This is a genomic window from Wenjunlia vitaminophila DSM 41686 (assembly GCF_000380165.1).
GTDB lineage: Bacteria > Actinomycetota > Actinomycetes > Streptomycetales > Streptomycetaceae > Wenjunlia > Wenjunlia vitaminophila.
In genome coordinates, this window is the sequence record NZ_KB904735.1 from 38282 (window position 1) to 57494 (window position 19213).

Annotated in this window: 18 protein-coding genes; 15 read left to right on the forward strand and 3 right to left on the reverse strand. The window is 72.9% G+C overall.

Annotated features, from left to right (window positions below; all coding sequences use genetic code 11):
- Nucleotides 1-6 precede the first annotated feature (6 nt).
- The 5 genes from fabG to lnt all read left to right on the forward strand — a co-directional run bounded on the left by fabG (nt 7) and on the right by lnt (nt 4885).
- Nucleotides 7-771, forward strand: coding sequence for a 3-oxoacyl-ACP reductase FabG (gene fabG, locus A3IG_RS0127110; RefSeq protein WP_018386726.1), 765 nt, complete (start codon nt 7-9; stop codon nt 769-771).
- 63 nt (nt 772-834) lie between these two features.
- Nucleotides 835-1659, forward strand: a complete 825-nt coding sequence (locus tag A3IG_RS0127115) for an SDR family oxidoreductase (protein WP_018386727.1) — start codon at nt 835-837, stop codon at nt 1657-1659.
- Nucleotides 1656-2435 (forward strand): SDR family oxidoreductase, encoded by a 780-nt coding sequence (locus tag A3IG_RS0127120; protein ID WP_018386728.1) that lies wholly within the window; start codon nt 1656-1658, stop codon nt 2433-2435. The genes A3IG_RS0127115 and A3IG_RS0127120 overlap by 4 nt, the downstream gene beginning before the upstream one ends.
- Before the next feature lie 91 nt (nt 2436-2526).
- A complete protein-coding gene (locus tag A3IG_RS0127125) occupies nt 2527-3207 on the forward strand; it encodes a uracil-DNA glycosylase (protein WP_018386729.1) in 681 nt (226 codons plus the stop codon).
- A gap of 121 nt (nt 3208-3328) precedes the next feature.
- Nucleotides 3329-4885 carry an apolipoprotein N-acyltransferase gene (lnt, locus tag A3IG_RS0127130; RefSeq protein WP_018386730.1) on the forward strand — a complete coding sequence of 519 codons (1557 nt, stop codon included), beginning with the start codon at nt 3329-3331 and terminating at the stop codon, nt 4883-4885.
- Here the strand turns inward: lnt and A3IG_RS34695 are convergent.
- On the reverse strand, nt 4857-5765 hold the full coding sequence (locus A3IG_RS34695) for a Gfo/Idh/MocA family protein (RefSeq protein ID WP_026220720.1): 909 nt from the start codon (nt 5763-5765) through the stop codon (nt 4857-4859). The two genes, lnt and A3IG_RS34695, sit on opposite strands and share 29 nt — an antisense overlap.
- Nucleotides 5766-5919: 154 nt before the next feature.
- Between A3IG_RS34695 and A3IG_RS31550 the strand changes: the two genes are divergently transcribed.
- A complete protein-coding gene (locus tag A3IG_RS31550; protein WP_018386732.1) occupies nt 5920-6627 on the forward strand; it encodes a TetR/AcrR family transcriptional regulator in 708 nt (235 codons plus the stop codon).
- On the forward strand, nt 6617-7117 hold the full coding sequence (locus A3IG_RS0127145; RefSeq protein WP_026220721.1) for a DinB family protein: 501 nt from the start codon (nt 6617-6619) through the stop codon (nt 7115-7117). Before A3IG_RS31550 ends, A3IG_RS0127145 begins: the two co-directional genes overlap by 11 nt.
- A gap of 63 nt (nt 7118-7180) precedes the next feature.
- Here the strand turns inward: A3IG_RS0127145 and A3IG_RS0127150 are convergent, their stop codons facing one another.
- Complete coding sequence (locus A3IG_RS0127150) at nt 7181-9724, reverse strand: ATP-dependent Clp protease ATP-binding subunit (protein ID WP_018386734.1); 2544 nt, start codon at nt 9722-9724, stop codon at nt 7181-7183.
- A 224-nt stretch (nt 9725-9948) separates the two neighbouring features.
- Between A3IG_RS0127150 and A3IG_RS0127155 the strand changes: the two genes are divergently transcribed.
- The 4 genes from A3IG_RS0127155 to A3IG_RS0127170 all read left to right on the forward strand — a co-directional run bounded on the left by A3IG_RS0127155 (nt 9949) and on the right by A3IG_RS0127170 (nt 14887).
- Nucleotides 9949-10536 carry a pyridoxamine 5'-phosphate oxidase family protein gene (locus A3IG_RS0127155; protein ID WP_018386735.1) on the forward strand — a complete coding sequence of 196 codons (588 nt, stop codon included), beginning with the start codon at nt 9949-9951 and terminating at the stop codon, nt 10534-10536.
- A 102-nt stretch (nt 10537-10638) separates the two neighbouring features.
- Nucleotides 10639-12123: a hypothetical protein gene (locus tag A3IG_RS0127160; protein WP_018386736.1), complete on the forward strand. Its 1485-nt coding sequence runs from the start codon at nt 10639-10641 to the stop codon at nt 12121-12123.
- A gap of 107 nt (nt 12124-12230) precedes the next feature.
- A complete protein-coding gene (locus tag A3IG_RS0127165; RefSeq protein WP_018386737.1) occupies nt 12231-13538 on the forward strand; it encodes an AAA family ATPase in 1308 nt (435 codons plus the stop codon).
- A gap of 137 nt (nt 13539-13675) precedes the next feature.
- A complete protein-coding gene (locus A3IG_RS0127170) occupies nt 13676-14887 on the forward strand; it encodes a vWA domain-containing protein (RefSeq protein ID WP_026220722.1) in 1212 nt (403 codons plus the stop codon).
- Between the two features lie 69 nt (nt 14888-14956).
- Here A3IG_RS0127170 and A3IG_RS0127175 read toward each other — a convergent pair whose 3' ends face one another.
- Nucleotides 14957-15472, reverse strand: coding sequence for an NUDIX domain-containing protein (locus A3IG_RS0127175; RefSeq protein ID WP_018386739.1), 516 nt, complete (start codon nt 15470-15472; stop codon nt 14957-14959).
- Nucleotides 15473-15859: 387 nt separating this feature from the next.
- Here A3IG_RS0127175 and A3IG_RS0127180 point away from each other — a divergent pair, with 387 nt between their 5' ends.
- The 4 genes from A3IG_RS0127180 to A3IG_RS0127195 are packed head-to-tail and all read left to right on the forward strand — an operon-like array spanning nt 15860 to nt 19202.
- Complete coding sequence (locus tag A3IG_RS0127180) at nt 15860-16756, forward strand: ABC transporter substrate-binding protein (RefSeq protein ID WP_018386740.1); 897 nt, start codon at nt 15860-15862, stop codon at nt 16754-16756.
- A gap of 1 nt (nt 16757) precedes the next feature.
- Nucleotides 16758-17465 (forward strand): amino acid ABC transporter permease, encoded by a 708-nt coding sequence (locus A3IG_RS0127185; protein ID WP_018386741.1) that lies wholly within the window; start codon nt 16758-16760, stop codon nt 17463-17465.
- 56 nt (nt 17466-17521) lie between these two features.
- The gene (locus A3IG_RS0127190; protein WP_018386742.1) at nt 17522-18331 is read left to right on the forward strand and encodes an amino acid ABC transporter ATP-binding protein; all 810 of its coding nucleotides are present in this window, start codon (nt 17522-17524) and stop codon (nt 18329-18331) included.
- Between the two features lie 4 nt (nt 18332-18335).
- Entirely contained in the window at nt 18336-19202 is an 867-nt protein-coding gene (locus A3IG_RS0127195; protein WP_104530880.1) for a GntR family transcriptional regulator, read from the forward strand.
- The last annotated feature ends 11 nt before the right edge of the window (nt 19203-19213 follow it).

The window sequence follows — 19213 nt, forward strand, 5'->3', positions numbered from 1 at the left end:
ACACCGATGTCCAGCACCGAGCAGCAGCGCGTCGCCATCGTCACCGGGGGCGCCCGGGGTATCGGCGCGGCGACCGCCGAGCGGTTGGCCGCCGACGGCCGTGCCGTCGCCGTCCTCGACCTCGACGAGGGCGCCTGCGCCGAGGTCGTGGAGAAGATCACCGCCGGGGGCGGCCGGGCCATGGGCGTGGGCGCCGACGTCTCGGACGCCGAGCAGGTCACCGCCGCCGTGGCGCGCGTCGCCGAGGAGCTCGGCCCGCCCACCGTCCTGGTCAACAACGCCGGGGTGCTCCGGGACAACCTGCTGTTCAAGATGACCGAGTCGGACTGGGACACCGTCCTCGACGTCCACCTCAAGGGCGCGTTCCTGATGACGCGCGCCACCCAGAAGCACATGGTGGACGCCGGGTTCGGCCGGATCGTCAACCTGTCGAGCAGCTCGGCGCTCGGCAACCGGGGACAGGCGAACTACGCCGCGGCCAAGGCCGGGATGCAGGGCTTCACCAAGACCCTCGCCATCGAGCTGGGCAAGTTCGGGATCACCGCCAACGCCGTGGCTCCCGGGTTCATCGTGACCGACATGACCGCGGCCACCGCCGAGCGGATGCGGATGACCTTCGAGGAGTTCCAGAAGCTCGCCGCCTCACAGATCCCCGTCCAGCGGGTCGGCCGCCCCGAGGACGTGGCGAACACCATCGCGTTCCTCGCCGGCGACGCGGCCGGGTTCGTCTCCGGCCAGGTGGTCTACGTGGCCGGCGGTCCCCTCGACTAAGGACTGTCCCGAGCCGCCCGTCCGCGTCCGTTCGTCCGCCCGAGCCCCGTGGAGTCGTGCCGCATGAGCCCACACAGCGAGCAGTCCCGTCCGGAACCCCGACCGGACCCCGTCACCTCCCGGGCCCCCGGCGGTCCCCCCGACGGCGGGCGCGTGGCGCTGGTCACCGGGGCCAGTCGGGGCATCGGCCTCGGTGTCGCACGGGCCCTGGTCGCCAGGGGCGACCGGGTGTGTGTCACCGGCCGGAACGAGGAGGCGCTCGCCGCCGCGGTGGAGCAGCTCGGCGGGCCCGGGCGGGCCATGGGGGTCGCCGGCAAGGCCCACGACCAGGCCCACCAGGCGGAGGTCGTGGACCGGGTCCTCGAGGCGTACGGCAGGCTGGACTACCTGGTCAACAACGCGGGCACCAACCCGGCGGCGGTGCCGCTGGCGGAGGCGGACCTCCGGCTGGCCCACAAGGTCTTCGAGACCAACGTGCTGTCGGCGCTCGGCCTCGCCCAGCAGGCGCACCGGGCGTGGCAGCGCGAGCACGGGGGCGCGATCGTCAACGTCGCCTCGGTGTCCGGTCTCGGCGCCTCGCCGTTCCTCGGCATGTACGGCATGAGCAAGGCCGCCATGATCAACCTCACTCAGCAGCTCGCCCACGAGCTCGCGCCGCGGGTCCGGGTCAACGCCGTGGCCCCGGCGGTGGTCAAGACCCGGTTCGCCGCGATGCTCTGGGAGGGGCGGGAGCAGGAGGTGTCGGGCGCCTACCCGATGGGCCGGCTCGGGGTGCCGCAGGACGTGGCCGGAGCCGTGGCGTTCCTGCTCTCCGACGAGGCCGGCTGGATCACCGGGCAGACCCTGGTGATCGACGGTGGGCTGCTGCTGAGCGCGGGGGTGTCATGAGCTTCGCCCTGCCCGGCGCGGGGGTGGTCGTCACCGGTGCCGGGCACGGGATCGGGGCCGCCCTCGCCCGGAGGTTCGCCGCCGAGGGCGCGAACGTGGTGGTCAACGACGTGGACGGCGAGGCCGCCGGCGAGGTGGCCGGCGAGATCGGCGGCACCGCCGCGCCGGGTGACGCCGCGACTCCGGACGGGGTCGCCGCCCTGATCGACACCGCCCGTTCCGCGCTGGGCGCGATCGACCTGTACTGCGCCAACGCCGGAGTGGGCACCGGCGGGAGCGAGCAGGCCGACGACGCGGACTGGGAGCTGACCTGGCAGGTCAACGTCATGGCGCACGTGCGGGCGGCCCGGCTGCTCGTCCCACACTGGCTGGACCGCGGAAGGGGCCGCTGGCTGAGCACCGTCTCCGCCGCGGGACTGCTCACCATGCTGGGCGCCGCCCCGTACACGGTGTCCAAGCACGCCGCGCTGTCGTTCGCCGAGTGGCTGTCGGCGACCTACGGACACCGCGGGATCACCGTCCAGGCACTGTGTCCCGCGGGGGTGCGCACCCGGATGCTGGACGGCACCGGCGCCGCCGGGGACCTGCTGCTCGCCGCGAGCGCGGTCGAACCAGAACGGGTGGCGGACAGTGTGGTCGATGCCTTCGGCGACGACCGCTTCCTGGTGCTGCCCCACCCCGACACGGCGCGGATGTACCAGGGGCGGGCCCAGGACACCGACCGGTGGCTGAGCGGCATGAACCGCCTCCAGGGGCAGCTCGACGCGATGGGGTGAGGAGGGTGTCGGTGGGGACCGGTACGTTCTTCTCCGGAGCCCGAGTTGGGCTCGGTCCGTCATCACGCACGCCTATCCGGAGGTCCCTGCCGTGTCCTACACCCTGCCCGAGTCCTGGTTGTCCGTCCTCGGGGAAGAGGTGTCCAAGCCGTACTTCAAGGAGCTCACCGAGTTCGTCGAGCAGGAGCGGGAACAGCACCCGGTCTACCCGCCCCGCGAGCAGGTGTTCGCAGCCCTGGAGGCCACGCCGTTCGACCAGGTCAAGGTGCTGGTACTGGGCCAGGACCCGTACCACGGGGCAGGTCAGGGGCACGGGTTGTGCTTCTCCGTGCTGCCCGGGGTGAAGACCCCGCCGAGCCTGCGCAACATCTTCAAGGAGATGCGGGAGGAGCTCGGCCACCCCGTCCCGGACAACGGCTACCTGATGCCCTGGGCCCAGCAGGGGGTGCTGCTGCTCAACGCCGTGCTGACGGTGCGCGAGGCCCAGCCCAACTCGCACAAGAACCAGGGCTGGGAGAAGTTCACCGACGCGGTGATCCAGGCCGTGGCCAACCGCCCCCAGCCGGCGGTGTTCGTGCTGTGGGGGGCCTACGCGAAGAAGAAGCTGCGCCTGATCGACACCGAGCGGCACGCCGTGGTGCAGGGCGCCCACCCGTCGCCGCTGTCCGCCAAGTTGTTCTTCGGCAGCCGCCCGTTCACCCAGATAAACGAGGCCCTGGACGCCCAGGGCCACCAGCCGATCGACTGGCGCCTGCCCGACCTGGCCCAGTAGTTCGCGCGCGCCCGCCGCCCGGGAGCGACGCACCTCGTCGGCCCGGTTCACCGGCTCGACGCCGCGGCGGGTCCAGACTGGGGACCGACACTCGTCGTGACGAGGAAGGAACCCTGAGCTGATGACGGCACGTCGGGCCCTGTTGGTGGCGTTGGCCGGAGCCCTGCCGGCACTCGCCTTCCCTGAGCCGTCGCTGTGGTGGTTGGCCTTCGGTGCCCTGGTGCCGTGGATGTTGCTGGTCCGACGGGCGCCGCACGGACGCTGTGCGGCGCTGGACGGGTGGATCGGCGGCACCGGCTTCATGCTCGCCGTCCACCACTGGCTGCTGCCGAACCTGCTGGTGTTCACTCCGGTCGTCGCGGCGTTCCTGGGGCTGCTGTGGGCGCCGTGGGGATGGCTGGTGTGGCGGCTGCTGCGCGGGGAGCCGGCGGGCTGGCGGGCCGCCGCGGCGGTGGTGCTGGTGCCCAGCGCGTGGCTGATGGCCGAGCTGGTGCGCTCCTGGCAGTACCTGGGCGGTCCGTGGGCGCTGATCGGCGCCAGCCAGTGGCAGGTGCGCCCGGCGCTGGACCTGGCCTCGGTGGGCGGCATCTGGCTGGTGAGCTGGTTGGTGGTGGCCGCCAACGCGGGGGTGGCGACGTTGGCTGCGCTGGGCCGGGGCCGGAAGCCCGCGGTGGCGGTGCTCCTGGCGCTCGCGGCGGGGTGCGGCGCGGTGTGGACCTGGGCGCCCCAGCCGGAGCAGGGCGGGTCGGTGCGGGTGGCGGTGGTGCAGCCGGGCGTGGTGCGCGGGCCCGAGCTGCGCTTCGACACCGCCGAGCGGCTGACCCGTCAGCTCGCCGGGCGGCGGGTGGACCTGGTGGTGTGGGGGGAGAGCAGCGTCGGGTTCGACCTGGACGAGCGGCCCGACCTGTCCCGGCGGCTGGCCGCGCTGTCCCGGCTGGTCGGCGCCGACCTGCTGGTCAACGTGGACGCCCGCCGGGCGGACGGGAAGGGCATCTACAAGACGGCGGTGCTGGTCGGTCCGGGCGGACCGACCGGGCAGCGCTACGACAAGACCCGCCTGGTGCCGTTCGGGGAGTACGTTCCGCTGCGCCCGGTCCTGGGGTGGGTGACCGGCATGAGCGAGGCGGCGGCGGAGAACCGCCGCCGGGGGCGGGGCCCGGTGCTGATGGACACCGCTGGCGTGCGGCTGGGGCCGCTGGTCTGCTTCGAGTCGGCGTTCCCGGACATGAGCAGGGCCCTGGCCGGGCGCGGGGCCCAGCTCCTGGTGGTCCAGTCCGCGACCTCCACGTTCCAGGGGAGCTGGGCGCCCGAGCAGCACGCCTCACTGGCCGCGATCCGGGCGGCGGAGACCTGGCGCCCGGTGGTGCACGCCACGCTCACCGGGGCCAGTGCCGTCGCGGACGCCCGGGGGCGGCAGGTCGGGCAGTGGTTGGGCACCAGCGAGCGGACGGCCGAGGTCTTCCAGGTTCCGCTGGCCTCGGGCACCAGTCCCTACGTGCGGTTCGGTCCCTGGGTGCCGTGGCTGGCGGCGGGTCTTCTGGGGGTCGCGGCGCTCGCGGCGGCGGCTCGCCGGCTGCGCGGCGGCGGTGCCTTCCCCGGTGGTCGCCCCGGGGCCGCGGCCCGTCCGGAGCTGGCCGAGAACGACCGGCTCAGCGGTGCCGGCCCTCAGCGGCCCTGACCACCCGCTCGCACAGCTCGTGGGTGGCCAGCGCCTCCCCGCCATGGAGCACCTTGCCCGACCGCAGCGCCTCGAGGAAGGCCCTGCTGACCTGCTCGATGCCGCGCTGGCGGGAGACCGGCACCCAGTCGCCGCGCCGGCGCACGGTCGGTTGGCCACGGTGGTCGATGACCTCGGCGAGGTTCACCACCTCGCGTTTGGCGCCCTGGCCACTCACCTCCAGGCGCTCCTCGGCGGAGCCGCTCACCCGGTTCATCATGCCGACCGCCGCGAAGCCGTCCCCGGAGAGCTGGAGGACCACCTGGTGCAGCAGCCCGTCCCGGACCCGGGTCCGCACGTCCACGTGGTCCACGGTGCCGGGGACCAGGAAACGCAGGGTGTCCACGACGTGGATGAAGTCGTCGAAGACCACTTCCCGCGGCGCGGCCGGCGAGCCCGCCCTGTTCTTCTGCATGACGATCAGGTCGCGGGGGTGTTCCAGGAGCTGTGCGTACGCGGGGGCGTGGCGTCGGTTGAACCCGACCGACAGGGAGCGCTCGCGCCGCTCGGCGAGGGTGACCAGGCGTTCCGCTCCCTCGAGCCGGTAGTCCAGGGGCTTGTCGACGTACACGTGGACGCCGGCGTCGAGGAGCCGTTCCACGATCGGCACGTGCTGGTCGGTGGGGGCGTGGACGAACGCCACCTCGATCCGGCCGTGCCGGATCAGCGACTGGAGGTCCTGGTGGCGCTGCTCGGCCGGTATCCGGTACTGGTCGCCGACCCGGTCCAGGGTCTGCCGGGTGCGGGTGTGCAGGTGCAGCTCCAGCCCGGGTTCGGTGGTGAGGACCGGGAGGTAGGCCTTGAGGGCGATGTCGCCCAAGCCGATGACTCCTGTCCGCAACGCCATGACGGCCTCCGTCGTTGAGTGTGCGAGCGCATGTGTGCCGGTGCGGCGTCCCGGCGCGGCCGGCTCGGTCGCAGCATACGGGCAACGGAGGAGTCCGCTTCGTTGCGGGAAACCCTATTTCTGTAGCGAACGCTAGTAAGATAAGGGCATGGTGGACCGTCATTGCGCATCCCGTACCGACCTGATCGCCGACAGTGCCCTGACTCTGCTCTCCGAGCGCGGCATGCGGGGGCTCACCCACCGGGCGGTGGACGAGACGGCGGGGCTGCCGCCCGGCTCGACCTCCAACTACGCCCGCACCCGGGCGGCCCTCCTCGAGACGACCGTCGCCCGCCTGGTGGCCCTGGAGTCCGCGGTGCTCAACGACCTGTGGGCCGACGGCCTGCCGCGGAGTCGCGAGGTCACCGCGGACATCCTCGCGGCCATGCTGCACCGCCTGATCACCACCGACCGGGCGCACACCGTCGCCCGGTTCGAACTGTCCCTGGAGACCATCCGGCGGCCAGCGCTGCGCGTCGCGTACGACGAGGTGGCACAGAGCTTCCTCGACCCCCTGGCCAGCCTGCTGTCCACCCTCGGGTCCAGGGAGCCGCAGCGGCACGCCCGCTCGTTGCTCTCCTGGATGGAGGGCACCGTCTTCACCAGCGTGGCCGGCGGCTGGTCCGCTCAGCAGCCGAGCGAGGAGATGTTGCGCCACGGGCTCGGGGAACTGCTCGACGGCATGCTCCACGCCGGGCCGGCTGGGCCGGCCGGGGTGCCGGGTGGACGCGGCGAGGCCGAGAGTGGACCACCAGCGGAGAAAAAACGGTTCGCTGAACCGGGAACCGGGCCGGCACCATGCGTTCATGAAGACTGAACGTCAGGACCCGCCGTTGACCGGGTCGGAACGAGCCACCCTCGATGCCTTCCTGGACTACCACCGGGCCACCCTCGCCCTGAAGTGTGAGGGACTCAGCGACGAGCAGTGGCGGACCTGCTCCGCCGCCCCGTCGAACCTGTCGCTGCTCGGACTGGTCCGCCACATGGCGGAGGTGGAGCGCCACTGGTTCCGCAGGGTGCTCAACGGCGAGGACGCCGAGCCGCTCTACTACAGCAGGGAACACCCCGACGGGGACTTCGAACTGCTTGACCAGGCCGACCCGGCGGAGGCACTCGCCACCTGGCAGGCCGAGTGCGCGCACTCCCGAACGCTGGCGGCGGCAGCCGACCTCGACGCCACCGGGACGCACCGGGAACGGGAACACTCGCTGCGCTGGATCCTCGTGCACATGATCGAGGAGTACGCACGGCACAACGGGCACGCCGACCTGATCCGGGAGCGCATCGACGGCGTCGTCGGCGAGTGAGGCACCGCCCGGGGGCCGTTCGGCGGCACGACCGCCCCGGTGGGCCGCGGGAGTTGCCACCGCTCAGGTGAGGGAGGCGCCGGCCGGCTCCTTGCGGAAGGTCAGCCTGCCGTTGGGACAGTCCACCTCCACCCGGCTGTGCGACGGCAGTTCCCCGGCGAGCAGCATGCGGGAGAGCTGGTTGTCCACCTCCCGCTGGATGGTGCGGCGCAGCGGTCGGGCGCCGTACTCCGGCTGGTAGCCCTGGTGGGCGAGCCAGTCCACCGCCGCCGGGGTGAAGTCCACGCGCACGTCCTGGGCGTGCAGGCGGCGCCGGGTCTCCTCCAACAGCATGTCGGTGATCCGCCGGAGCTGGGCGTCGGTGAGCCGGCGGAAGATCACGACCTCGTCCACGCGGTTGAGGAACTCCGGGCGGAAGTGCTCGCGCAGCGGACGCATCACCCGGTCGCGCCGCGCCGCCTCCTCGGCCTCGGCGTCCCGCCGGGAGGTCCCGAAGCCCATGCCGCCCTCGGGGCCGCCCATCGCCTCCGAGCCGAGGTTGCTGGTCATCACGATGACCGTGTTGGTGAAGTCGATGGTGCGGCCCTGGGAGTCGGTCAGCCGCCCGTCGTCGAGGACCTGGAGCAGGATGTTGAACACGTCCGGGTGCGCCTTCTCGATCTCGTCGAGGAGCAGCAGCGAGTACGGGTGGCGGCGGACCGCCTCGGTGAGCTGACCGGCCTCCTCGTGGCCGACGTACCCCGGGGGCGCCCCGACCAGCCGGCTGACCGTGTGCCGCTCCTGGTACTCGCTCATGTCCAACCGGACCATCCGTTCCTCGCTGCCGAACAGCGCCTCGGCGAGCGCCTTGGCCAGCTCCGTCTTGCCCACCCCGGTGGGCCCGAGGAACAGGAAGCTGCCGATCGGCCGTTGCGGACTGGCCAGGCCGGCCCGGGAACGCAGCACCGCGTCGGCCACCACGCTCACCGCCTCGTCCTGACCCACCACCCGCCGGTGCAGGTGCTCCTCGAGGCCGAGCAGGCGGTCCTTCTCCTCCTGGGTGAGGGTGCTCACCGGAATCCCCGTCTGCCGGGAGACGATGTCCGCGATGTCCTCGACGGTGACCTCGGGGATCTGCCCGCGGGTCGGCTTCTCCCGGCGCCCCCGCTCGATCCGCTCCTCCAGTTCGGCGATCCGGTCCCGCAGCCGGGTCGCCCGTTCGTACTGCTCGGCGGCGACGGCCTGGGCCTTGTCCAGGTGGAGCTGCTCGGCCTCCCGCTCCAGGGCCCGCACGTCGGTGGTGGTGGTGGACGAGCGCAACCGCACCCGCGCCCCGGCCTGGTCCATCAGGTCGATGGCCTTGTCCGGCAGGTAGCGGTCGGTGAGGTAGCGGTCGGACAGTTCGACGGCGGCGAGCAGCGCCTCGTCGGTGTAGCGCACCTGGTGGTGCGCCTCGTACCGGTCGCGCAGCCCGCGCAGGATCTCCGTGGCGTCCGCGGGCGTCGGCTCGGGGATCAGGATGGGCTGGAAACGACGGGCCAGCGCGGCGTCCTTCTCGATGTGCCTGCGGTGTTCGTCCAGGGTGCTGGCGCCGATCACGTGCAGCTCGCCGCGGGCCAGCGCCGGCTTGAGGATGTTGCTGGCGTCCATGGAGCCGCCCTCGGAGCCGCCTCCCGCGCCCACCACGGTGTGCAGCTCGTCAATGAAGATGATCAGCTCGTCGGAGTTTTCCCTGATCTCGTCGATGATCCCGGTGAGGCGTTCCTCGAAGTCCCCGCGGTAACGGGTGCCGGCGACGACCCCCGCCAGGTCGAGCTGGACGACCCGTCGTCCCAACAGGATCCCCGGTACGTCACCGTCGATGATGCGCTGGGCCAGGCCCTCCACCACCGCGGTCTTGCCCACCCCCGCCTCACCGATGAGCACCGGGTTGTTCTTGCCGCGGCGGGCCAGCACCTCGACGGTCTGCTCGATCTCCTGTTCCCTGCCGATCACCGGGTCGATCCGCCCCTCCCGGGCGAGCGCGGACAGGTCCCGGCCGAACTTGTCCAGGTTGGGGGTGGTGCTGGCCGGATGACCGCGCTGCTCACCGGCCCCCGCTCCGCCCTGTCCCTGCGGGGCGAGGGCCCTGGGGTCGAAGTGCGCCGCGTTGAGGATCTGCCCCGCCGTCGAGTCCCGGTTGGCGGCCAGCGCCATCAACAGGTGCTCGGGACCGATGAACGAGTCCCCCATGGACAGGGCGATCTGGTGGGCGTCCAGCAGGGCCCGCTTCACCGCGGGCGTCACCGAGACGCTGCTGCGCACCGGCCCCTCACCCACCTGCCGGTCGATCTCGGCGGTGAGCGCGTCGGGGTCGGCTCCCGCCCGGGAGACGATCGCCCGGGTGGGCTCGGAGGTGAGCGCCGCCCGCAGCAGGTGCTCGGTGTCCAGGTCCGTACTGCCGTGTTCCGCGGCGTAGGAGGCCGCGGCCGAGACGAGCTGCCGGGCGGGGCCGCTCATCAGCCGGGCGAAGTCGAGGTACCGGGGGTCGGGCCGCTGGCCGCTCGACGCGGAACCGAAGAACTGTGCGAAGAAATCTCCGAACGGGTCCCGATCGTAGCCCCAGGGACCGCTGTACCCGCTGGTCATAAGTGTCCGTCCCGCTGGCCCCACCGCTGCCGGGCCACGCTGTCTCGCTGCACGTGAGGCTTTGGCGGGTTCCCCGTCCGGACGGGGGCCACACCTGGATGTTCCGGGCCGATGTCGCACCCATGTGCGAATGCGCACTCGTAGGATGGTCGACGCGGCACGACACGCCCGCGATCCCGGCGTCCAGGCCCGGGCTCGCGGCCGACCGGGAGGCGGGACTTGTCATGGGGAAGACCTACGAGCGGCTGGACGGTCGACTGCGCGCGTTCATCGAGAACCAGCCACTGCTGTTCACCGCGACCGCACCACTCGCCGCGGACGGCCACGTGAACGTCTCCCCGAAGGGCCTGCGCGGCTCCTTCGCCGTCGTCGACGACCGCACGGTCGCCTATCTCGACCTCGGTGGCAGCGGCGCTGAGACCATCGCCCACCTGCGGGAGAATGGCCGCATCACCCTGATGTGGTGCGCCTTCACCGGCCCGCCGAACATCGTCCGCGTGCACGGCCGCGGCGAGCCCGTCCTCCGGGACGACCCCCGCTGGGACAGCCTCCTGCCGCACTTCGGCGACGAGTTCCGCGCACGCACCGACCTGCGGGCCATCATCCTGGTCACCGCCCAACGCATCAGCGACACCTGCGGTTACGCCGTGCCCTTCATGGAGTACGCCGGTGACCGCCCGCTGCACACCCAGCGCTTCGCCCGTGAGACCGAGGAGTCGTTCTCCGCCTACTGTGAGAAGAAGGAGCACGTCGCCACCAGTCTCGACGGCCTCCCAGGGCTGCCCCTGCCCCTGCCGCCACGGACTAGCTGACCGGGGAGACTGACAGATCGACACCGGCGTGGTTACGATGCCGGGGATGAAGAACTCCTCCTCGTACGGATTGGGGGAATCGTTCGAGCAAGGTGAGCGCTGATGGCGCATCACCTGCCGAACGGGATTCCTCCCCGCCTGCTGATGTGGCAGCGCGTGCGCGAGTACGCCGTGCCACCGTCCATGATCGAGACCGTGACCGCCCGACGTGCGGCCGGAGACTGGGCGGGGGCCTGCGCCGCCGCCCGTGTCGACGTCGATCTCGATCTGCGCGCCGTGCGCGACCGCCACGGCATCGATGTCGCCACCCGCCTCCGCGCGGACCTGCGTCGGCTGGCGCCGGACCTGCTCCGCTGGCACATGCCCCGGATCGCCCCCGACGGGCGGCTCCGGCCAGGCATCACCATCCCCCTGGCCCGTTACCGCGGTTCCGGGGCCACGTCGCCGCACCTGGTGGTGCGTACCCCGCCGGCCTGGGCGGACGCAGGACAGCGGATGTCCCTGGCCCTGTGGGAGGGGCCAGGGGGCGGCGCCCCCGGGCACCATCCGCACCCGCACCCCGACCGGCGTTTCCGGCTCGACCTGCACCGCCACCTCTGGGACTCCGGGCGGAGCGGCGAACTGGCGCGGCGGTGCGGTGCCGGTGGGGCACCGTCCACGGCGCCGCTCGACCGACCCCACGCACCCGGCTGGCCAGTCCTGCGGGGCCGACCCACCGTTGACGCATCCCCGTGGGCGGTGGCCCGTTGGGCCGCCGAGGCGGAGTTGCTGTTGCGGTTCGAGGGGCGCGCTCGCGGGATCTTCACCGTGCGGCTCGGTGCGCGCAGACGCGCCGTGCTCGAACTGGTCGCCCCCGACGAGAGCCACGCCCCGACGTTCCGGCCGGTACGGGAGGCGCTCGCGCCGCAGGAGGTCGCGGCGCTCCCGGTTCTCCCGGAGGCGGCGGCCCGGGTCCTTCCGGATCTGGAACTGCTACGGGCCGGGCTGGTCGCGGCCGAGCGGCTGCACCCCCTGGTCGCGGCAGCACTGGCGCCGTCCGGCGCGGTCACGGTGGCCGCTCCCACCCCCGAGCCCGGCGATCCGCACCGGGTGGAGTGCCGGGGAGAGGTCCACCGGATCGCGCTGCGGGACGGGGTGCTGACGGCGATCGACCACGACCCGGCCCAACTGCGCCGGGAGGAGCTGGTCTCGGCCCTCGGTGGGCCGGTTCTGCCCTGCCTGCGGGCGATCGACACAGTGCACCGCGACCCGGAGGCGCTGCCCGCGGTCCGGGAGCGGCTCGGCCACGGTGATGTCGCCGGGGCGCTGGCCGTGGTCGAAGGGCTGCTCGGCCCCGGGGCGGTCCTGCGCGACGGGCCACTGCGGGAGGAACTGGAGTCGGCCGCCGCCCGCCGCGTCGACCACGGGCTCTTCCGCTCCGGGCTGGTCGCCGCGCACCCCGGTGCGTGCGTGACGGAGGGCGGCACCGCGTCGTGGCCGGGGTACGCCAAGGCGGGTCACCGCCCCCGGCTCGACCGCCGCACGCCTCTCGAAATGCGCCACAAGCGGAGCAGCCGAGCCCGGCCCCGTACCGGCCTGACCCGCTGACCGGCCGCCCCACCCACGTTCCCTCCGCACCCCGCGCACTCCGCGCCGCACGTCCCCGACGTCCGGGACGGGCCGTCCCGTCCCCCTGCCCACCCCAGGTGATGCCCATGCCCACCAGCACCGTCCTGCCCGCACCGGGTCCGGCCGCCGGAGCGCCCGCGCCCACCCCTGCCGACACGCCCGGGAGCCGCGCCCGTCTCGCCCTCGCCGACGACCTCCTCACGCTCCTGCGGACGACCACCACCGAACCCCGCCCCGACGAGCAGCTCGAAGCGCTCAGCCTGGCCGTCGCTGCCGACCTGCCCGTGTTGCTCTGGGGCGAGCCGGGAATCGGCAAGACCGCGGCCCTGACGCAGCTCGCCGACTCCCTCGACCTGCCGCTGACGACCGTGATCGCCAGCGTTCACGAGCCCTCCGACTTCTCCGGGCTGCCGATCGTCGGCGACGACCCGGCCGCGCAGGGGGTGCCGATGGCGCCGCCGCGGTGGGCCGTGGAGCTCGTGCGGGCCGGTAGGGGACTGCTCTTCCTGGACGAACTCTCCACCGCCACCCCGGCCGTCCAGGCCGCGCTGCTCCGGGTCGTCCTGGAGCGGCGGGTCGGTGAGCTTCGACTGCCACCGGGGGTGCGGATCGTGGCCGCCGCCAACCCGCGCGCGTCGGCGGCGGACGGGTGGGAGCTGAGCCCCCCGCTGGCCAACCGGTTCCTGCACCTGTACTGGGTGCACGACCGGGAGGTGGTGGTGCGCGGGCTCGGCGGGGTCTGGCCCCGGGCCGAGCTGCCCCGGCTGGTGCCGGAACGGCTGCCGGAGGCGGTGGCCTTCGCCCGGCGCGCGGTCTGCGGCTTCCTGGAGGCCCGACCGACGCTGATCCACCGGCTGCCGAGCACCGAGACGCGGCGCGGCGGTGCCTGGCCCTCACCCCGGAGCTGGGAGGCCGCGTTGACCCTGCTGGCCTTCGGCACCGCTGCCTCCGTCTCCCGGGAGGTGCTCGCCCTGCTGGTGCGGGGAGCGGTGGGGGACGGGCCCGGGCTCGAACTCCTCGCCCACCTGGACCGGATGGACCTGCCCGACCCGGAGTCGCTGCTGGCCGACCCGGCCTCCGCCGAGCTGCCGGTGCGGGGTGACCTGCGTCAGGCGGCGCTGGAGGCGGTGGTGGCCGCGGTCGGGGCGCGGCCGGCGCGGGAGCGCTGGGAGGCGGGCTGGGCGGTGCTGGTCCGGGCGCTGGAGACGGGCGCCCCGGACCTGCTGGTCGCCCCGGCGACGGCGCTGGCCGCGCTGCGGCGCGACGACTGGGAGGTGCCGGAGGCGGTGGAGCGGCTGGCCGGGGTGGTCGGTCTCGCCCGACGGGCGGACCAGTCGGTGGGGCGGGCCGCCGCGGCGGCCGACGCCGGGCGTGCGACGGGGGTGCGCCGGTGACGGGGGCCGCGAAGCCCCCGGGGGCCCGCCCGCTGCCGCACCCGCTGCCCCGGCCCGCGCCGCCGCGCCCGGTGCGGGCGACCGTGCCGGGCCCGCCGGCCGGCTCCGGCGGCCCGGTCGGCCCACCCGGACTCCCGTTGGACACGGACAAGTTGCTGGCCGCCCGACTGCACGCGGTGAAGGTCCGTCCCTACCTGGCCAGCGCGCTCTTCGCGCTGCACGTGGTGGAGGACAGGTCGGTGCCGACCATGGCCGTGGACGCGCACTGGCGCTGCTACGTGTCCCCGGCCTTCGTGGCGCGCACCCCGGTGGAGGAGCTGGCGGGCGTCTGGGTGCACGAGGTCTCCCACCTGCTCAGGGACCACCACGGGCGGGGCCAGCGCTACGCGCGTGAGCACGAGGAGCACGGACCGGGCGCGCGGTTGCGGTGGAACATCGCCGCCGACTTCGAGATCAACGACGACGTCTACGGTGACGGCCTGCCCCTGCCCGCCGGGGCGGTGCTCCCGTCGCTCCTCGGGTTGTCCGACGGGCTGCTGATGGAGGAGTACCTGCGGACGGCGTCGCTGGCCGGGCTCGCCGCGGACCTGTCCTGGCTGGACTGCGGCAGTGGTGCCGACGGGCAGGACCGGCCCTGGGAGCTGGGGCCCGACGGGGCCCACGGGCTGAGCAGGCAGCAGCGGGACGCGGTCCGCTTCCGGGTCACCGAGGGCATCAAGGGCCGACCGGGCGACGTGCCGGAGGGCTGGCGGCGCTGGGCGGACCAGGCGTTCCATCCGCCGCAGCCGTGGCGGCAGTTGCTGGGGGCGGCGGTCCGCACGGCGGCTGGCGGGCCTGGTGCGGGCGAGAACCACAGCTACCGGCGTCCCTCCCGGCGCTCGGCCGGCGTCCCCGGGGTGGTGCTGCCGAGCCTGCGCCGTACGCCGCCCCGGGTCTGCGTCGTGATCGACACCTCCGGGTCGGTGAGCGACGCCGAGTTGGGCAGCGCCCTGCTGGAGGTGGCGGCGATCGCGCGGGCGGTGGGCGGACGGCGCGACCTGGTCTCGGTGGTCTCCTGTGACGCGGCGGCCGGGGTCGCCGTCCCGCTCTGCCGCGCCGAGAGCATCGCGCTGGTCGGCGGCGGGGGGACGGATCTGCGCTCCGGTTTCGCCCAGGCGCTCCGCTGCCGGCCCCTCCCGGACGTGATCGTTGTTCTGACGGATGGTCAGACTTCATGGCCGTCCACCCAGCCGCCCTGCCGCACCGTCGTCGGTCTGTTCCCCCGTCCCGCCCGTGCCACGGACGAGGAGGACCCCTCCTACGTCCCGGACGCCCCGCCACCCTGGGCGCACGTCGTCACCATCACCTGAGAGGGATTGACGCGGCATCGCCGCCCGTGACGAGCGGCCCGTGACCGTACGCCTGGCCCTCACGTCGCGTCAGGTCGGAAACCCGGAGGGGGCCCGGCCGCAGTGCAGGTAGGCGGTGGTGCCGGTGACGAGGGCTCGGGAGACGGCGTGCAGGCGGCGCACCTTGTGCGGGGGGACCAGGTGCTCCCACTGCTCGGGGGAGGCGAGGCACCAGTCGGTGACCTCACGGCCGTCCACGCGCAGGTGCTGCTCGGCCCACGTCTGGGTGATCTCACCACCGTCGAAGAGGTAGTTGGCCAGCGGGGGCCGGCCGTCGGGCTGCTCGGGCATCCAGTCCATGGCCAACAGCCGCCCCAGGGCCGGATCGATGCCAAGCTCCTCCCTCACCTCGCGCCGGGCGCAGCGCCACGGGTCCTCGCCGCCGTCCAGGGCACCGCCGGGGATCTCCCAGCTACCGCCCTGGTAGGTGGGGCGCACCAGGATGATCCGCTGCTCGCGGTCGTGGAGGATCGCGCCGGCACTCACGATGATCTTCGGCAGGGTGGCGTAGTACTGCGCGGGAGGCAGTGGGAGGTCGGCACTCATGTCCGGTCACGCTAGCGCGCCGTGGTCCGTCGCAGAGGGGGCCGCGCCCGCCGGGGGCGGGGCGCGGTCCCGGTGCGGGCTTCCACACCCCGTTCGCCGGGGGCCGTCGCGTCCCCCCGGGCCCGCCGGGGCCCGGCGAACGGGCGGAAGGAATTTCTGCCGTCCTCCGGCCCCCTCCGGCCCCGGCTCCTCATGGAACATCCGCCTTCGTGGGCACCGGAGTTGACCGCCGCCGGTGGGCTCCCACCGGTGGCCCCGCCGCGACCGCCGCGGGCGCAACGCAGGATTTACCTCGCCGCAACCGTTGCCATACACAGCACCCTGATGCTTACCTGGCAACTGTTGACAGAATCTCCTGACCTTGGAGAACGCCCATAGGGAGCGCCCGTGAGGCTGAGAAAAACCTGTCCGGCCGCCGTCTTCGCGGCCGTTGTCCTGATGGCCGGAACGACGGCCTGCGGCGACTCCGGAAGGAAGGCCGACGCCAACGCGGAGGTGACCGCCCCGAAGAACCTGGTCACGTCCGGAACACTGACCTACGGGACCGCTGCGACCTTCCCGCCCTTCGAATCCAAGGCACCCGGGGGTGACCTCGAGGGATTCGACATCGAAATGGTGAACGCCCTGTCGAAGTCCATGGGGTTGCACCCCAAGGCGATGGACATGGACTTCGACGGCCTCGTCCCCGCGCTGGCCGGCCGCCGGATCGACATCATCAACTCGGCGATGTACATCACCCCGGAACGCGAGGCGAAGGTGGACTTCGTCCCGTACCTCGTCATAGGCGAGGCGCTGCTGACGCCCTCCGGCAACCCGAAGAACATCCAACGCGTCCCAGAGGACCTTGCGGGCAAGACCGTGGCGGTCACCCGCGGGGCCATCGGCGAGACGTACATGAAGGAGTTCAACGAGGAGTTGAAGAAGCAGGGCCTGTCAACGATGAAGATCATGACCCTGCCGAACAACCAGGACGCGATGCTCGCGGTGAGGTCCGGGCGGGCCGACGCGTTCGACACCTCGACCCCCGGTGCGGCGACCACGATGCAGAAGACCAAGGACTTCACCATCGCCGCCACCTTCAAGAACGAGACGAAGATCGGCATCGCCGTCCGCAAGGGCGACTCCGCGACCGCGACCGCCGTCCGTGAGGCGTTGCGCCTGTTCGAGGAGTCCGGCGGGTACGCGGCGCTGATGGCCAAGTACAAGCTGCCGCAGGAGTCGAGGCTGCTCGGCGCGGACGAGACCGGCGAGCCCCCGTCGCCGGGTGCGTCGAAGGGTTCCTAGCATGAGCTTCCTGGACAAGGCGCTCTCCGAGCAGTTCTTCTCCGCAGCCGCGCTCACCTTCCAGTTGACCGTGCTGTCGATGGTCCTCGGGGTCGCGGGTGGAGTGGTGCTCGCGCTGGCCAAGGGCGCCCCCGCACCGCTGCGGTGGCTGGTCGACGGCTACGTGTGGCTGTTCCGCGGCACCCCCGTGCTGCTCCAGTTGATCTTCGTCTTCAACGTGCTCCCGCTCTGGGGACTGAACTTCTCGCCGTTCACCTGCGCCGTGATCGCCCTGAGCCTCAACGAGATCGCCTACATGGCGGAGATCGTCCGCGGGGGGCTGCTCGGCGTGGACCGCGGCCAGCGCACGGCCGCCCGGATGCTCGGTCTCTCCGAAGCGAAGATCCTGCGCTGGGTGGTGCTGCCCCAGGCGGCCCGGCTGGTCCTCCCACCGACCGGCAACCAGTTCATCGGGATGCTGAAGACCTCCGCGCTGGCATCGGTGGTCAGCGTCCAGGACCTGATGCTGACCGCTCAGCGCCAGGCCGCGGCCGACTTCGACTACACCGGCTCGCTGGTCGCGGCGGCCCTGCACTACCTGGTGCTCACCACCCTGTTCACGATCGCGCTGCGCCAGGTGGAACGGCGTCTTGACGTCACCCGCCGCGCCGCCTCCCGGCGGTCGCCGGCCCCGGCCAGCACCGCGCTCCTCGACCCGGCGGCTCGATGAACCGCCCGCCGTCACCGCCAACGACACCGACACGGGAACCCGGAAGGAACAGCGTCATGAACCGCAGCGACGCCAGGCCCGGTCTCACCAGGTCCGTCAGGGACGGGACCGGCGACGCCGCGGCCGGCGCGGTGCCCGTCATCCAGGCCACCGGGCTGGGATGCAGCTACCACGGGCGGGCGGTGGTCAGCGACGTCGAACTGTCCGTCCCGGCCGGCCAGACCGTGGCGGTGCTCGGCCCTTCGGGGGCCGGGAAGTCCACGATGCTGCGCTGTCTCGCCGGGCTCGAACCGCTCCACAGCGGCAGCGTGCGCTTCCAGGGCGAGACGCTGTCGCGGGCCGGCGGCAGGCCCCGTTCCGTGGGTGGCCGGATCGGCATGGTCTTCCAGCAGTTCAACCTCTTCCCCCACCTCAGCGCCGCGCAGAACGTCGCCCTGGCTCCCGTCAGGGCCCGGCGCCTGCCCAAGAAGCAGGCCCGTGCGCAGGCCCGTGCCCTGCTCGACCGGGTGGGCCTCGGCGAGCACGCCGACCACTACCCCTACGAGTTGTCCGGGGGCCAGCAGCAGCGCGTGGCCATCGCCCGGGCCCTGGCCATGGAACCGGAACTGATGCTGTTCGACGAGCCCACCTCGGCCCTCGACCCGGAGTTCACCCGGGAGGTGCTCGCGGTGATGCGGGACCTGGCGGACAGCGGCATGACCGTGATCGTCGTGACACACGAGATGAACTTCGCCCGACAGAGCGCCGATCGTGTGGTGTTCATGGTCGATGGACGGATCGTCGAGGACGGTCCTGCCAGTGTCGTGCTCACCAATCCCAGGCAGGAGCGCACGCGCCGCTTCCTCGACCAGATGCTCGGTGAGTGAGGACATGACCAAGACCCCCCCGGAAGAGCCGGCCGCCATCCGCAGCATCCCCGGGCCGGCCCCGGCCCCGTGGAGCCTGCGCAAACAGGACTGGGCCTACCAGCAGTTGCGCGAGCGCATCCTGACCGGCCGCCTGGCCCCCGGCGAACGGCTCAGTCAGGAGCGCCTCGCCAACGAGCTCGGCATCAGCCGGGGTCCGCTGCGTGACGCGCTGTCCCGGCTCGCCGCGGAGATGCTGGTGGTGGACCGCCCGCACCAGAAGTGGACGGTGGCCGAGGTCTCCGTCGCCGACGCCCGGGACATCTACAACGGCCGGGCGGCGCTGGAGAGCATGCTCGCGGCTGCCGCCGCCCAGTCCCCCTCCGATGTGCGCGCGGCGCGCTGCACGGAACTCGAGGTGCTGTTGGAGCGGCAGCGCACCGCCACCTCGCTGGGGGACGTGGCCGAGGTCCGGCTGTGGGACCGGCGGTTCCACGACGGCATCTACGCCCTGGCCGGTATGCCCGCCTCCCTCGGCGCGCTGGACCACCTGCGGGCGAAGAGCGACCGCTACATCTCCCTGTACCTGTCGGACACCAGTCGGGCCCACACCTCCGCGGACGAGCACGCGGACATCCTCGACGCGCTGAGCGCGGGGAACCCGGAGCGGTCAGGGGCGCTCACCAGGACGCACGTGCTGGGCGGGCTGACCCTGTTGACCGGGACGATCGGTGACCAACCGGCGACGTTCTCCGACAGTGCCTCGGTGCCCTCCGACGCGCGCACCAGCTTAGGAGCAGCCGCGCGGAACCACCGGACGACGCAGTCCCGACCCGCCCACGCACCCGATGACGGCGAAGTGCCGCCCCGCGCGGTGCGTCCGAGGAAGTGAGGAACCTCCAC

What these genes read in the sequence shown, in the direction of transcription:
- A3IG_RS0127120 (WP_018386728.1), top strand. Translation starts at nt 1,656, where the DNA reads ATGAGCTTCGCCCTGCCCGGCGCGGGGGTGGTCGTCACCGGTGCCGGG.
- A3IG_RS0127150 (WP_018386734.1), bottom strand. Translation starts at nt 9,724, where the DNA reads ATGACCAGCGGGTACAGCGGTCCCTGGGGCTACGATCGGGACCCGTTC.
- A3IG_RS0127160 (WP_018386736.1), top strand. Translation starts at nt 10,639, where the DNA reads ATGGCGCATCACCTGCCGAACGGGATTCCTCCCCGCCTGCTGATGTGG.
- A3IG_RS0127165 (WP_018386737.1), top strand. Translation starts at nt 12,231, where the DNA reads ATGCCCACCAGCACCGTCCTGCCCGCACCGGGTCCGGCCGCCGGAGCG.
- A3IG_RS0127185 (WP_018386741.1), top strand. Translation starts at nt 16,758, where the DNA reads ATGAGCTTCCTGGACAAGGCGCTCTCCGAGCAGTTCTTCTCCGCAGCC.
- A3IG_RS0127175 (WP_018386739.1), bottom strand. Translation starts at nt 15,472, where the DNA reads ATGAGTGCCGACCTCCCACTGCCTCCCGCGCAGTACTACGCCACCCTG.
- A3IG_RS0127115 (WP_018386727.1), top strand. Translation starts at nt 835, where the DNA reads ATGAGCCCACACAGCGAGCAGTCCCGTCCGGAACCCCGACCGGACCCC.
- A3IG_RS0127145 (WP_026220721.1), top strand. Translation starts at nt 6,617, where the DNA reads ATGAAGACTGAACGTCAGGACCCGCCGTTGACCGGGTCGGAACGAGCC.
- A3IG_RS0127155 (WP_018386735.1), top strand. Translation starts at nt 9,949, where the DNA reads ATGGGGAAGACCTACGAGCGGCTGGACGGTCGACTGCGCGCGTTCATC.
- fabG (WP_018386726.1), top strand. Translation starts at nt 7, where the DNA reads ATGTCCAGCACCGAGCAGCAGCGCGTCGCCATCGTCACCGGGGGCGCC.
- A3IG_RS0127190 (WP_018386742.1), top strand. Translation starts at nt 17,522, where the DNA reads ATGAACCGCAGCGACGCCAGGCCCGGTCTCACCAGGTCCGTCAGGGAC.
- A3IG_RS31550 (WP_018386732.1), top strand. Translation starts at nt 5,920, where the DNA reads ATGGTGGACCGTCATTGCGCATCCCGTACCGACCTGATCGCCGACAGT.
- A3IG_RS0127195 (WP_104530880.1), top strand. Translation starts at nt 18,336, where the DNA reads ATGACCAAGACCCCCCCGGAAGAGCCGGCCGCCATCCGCAGCATCCCC.
- lnt (WP_018386730.1), top strand. Translation starts at nt 3,329, where the DNA reads ATGACGGCACGTCGGGCCCTGTTGGTGGCGTTGGCCGGAGCCCTGCCG.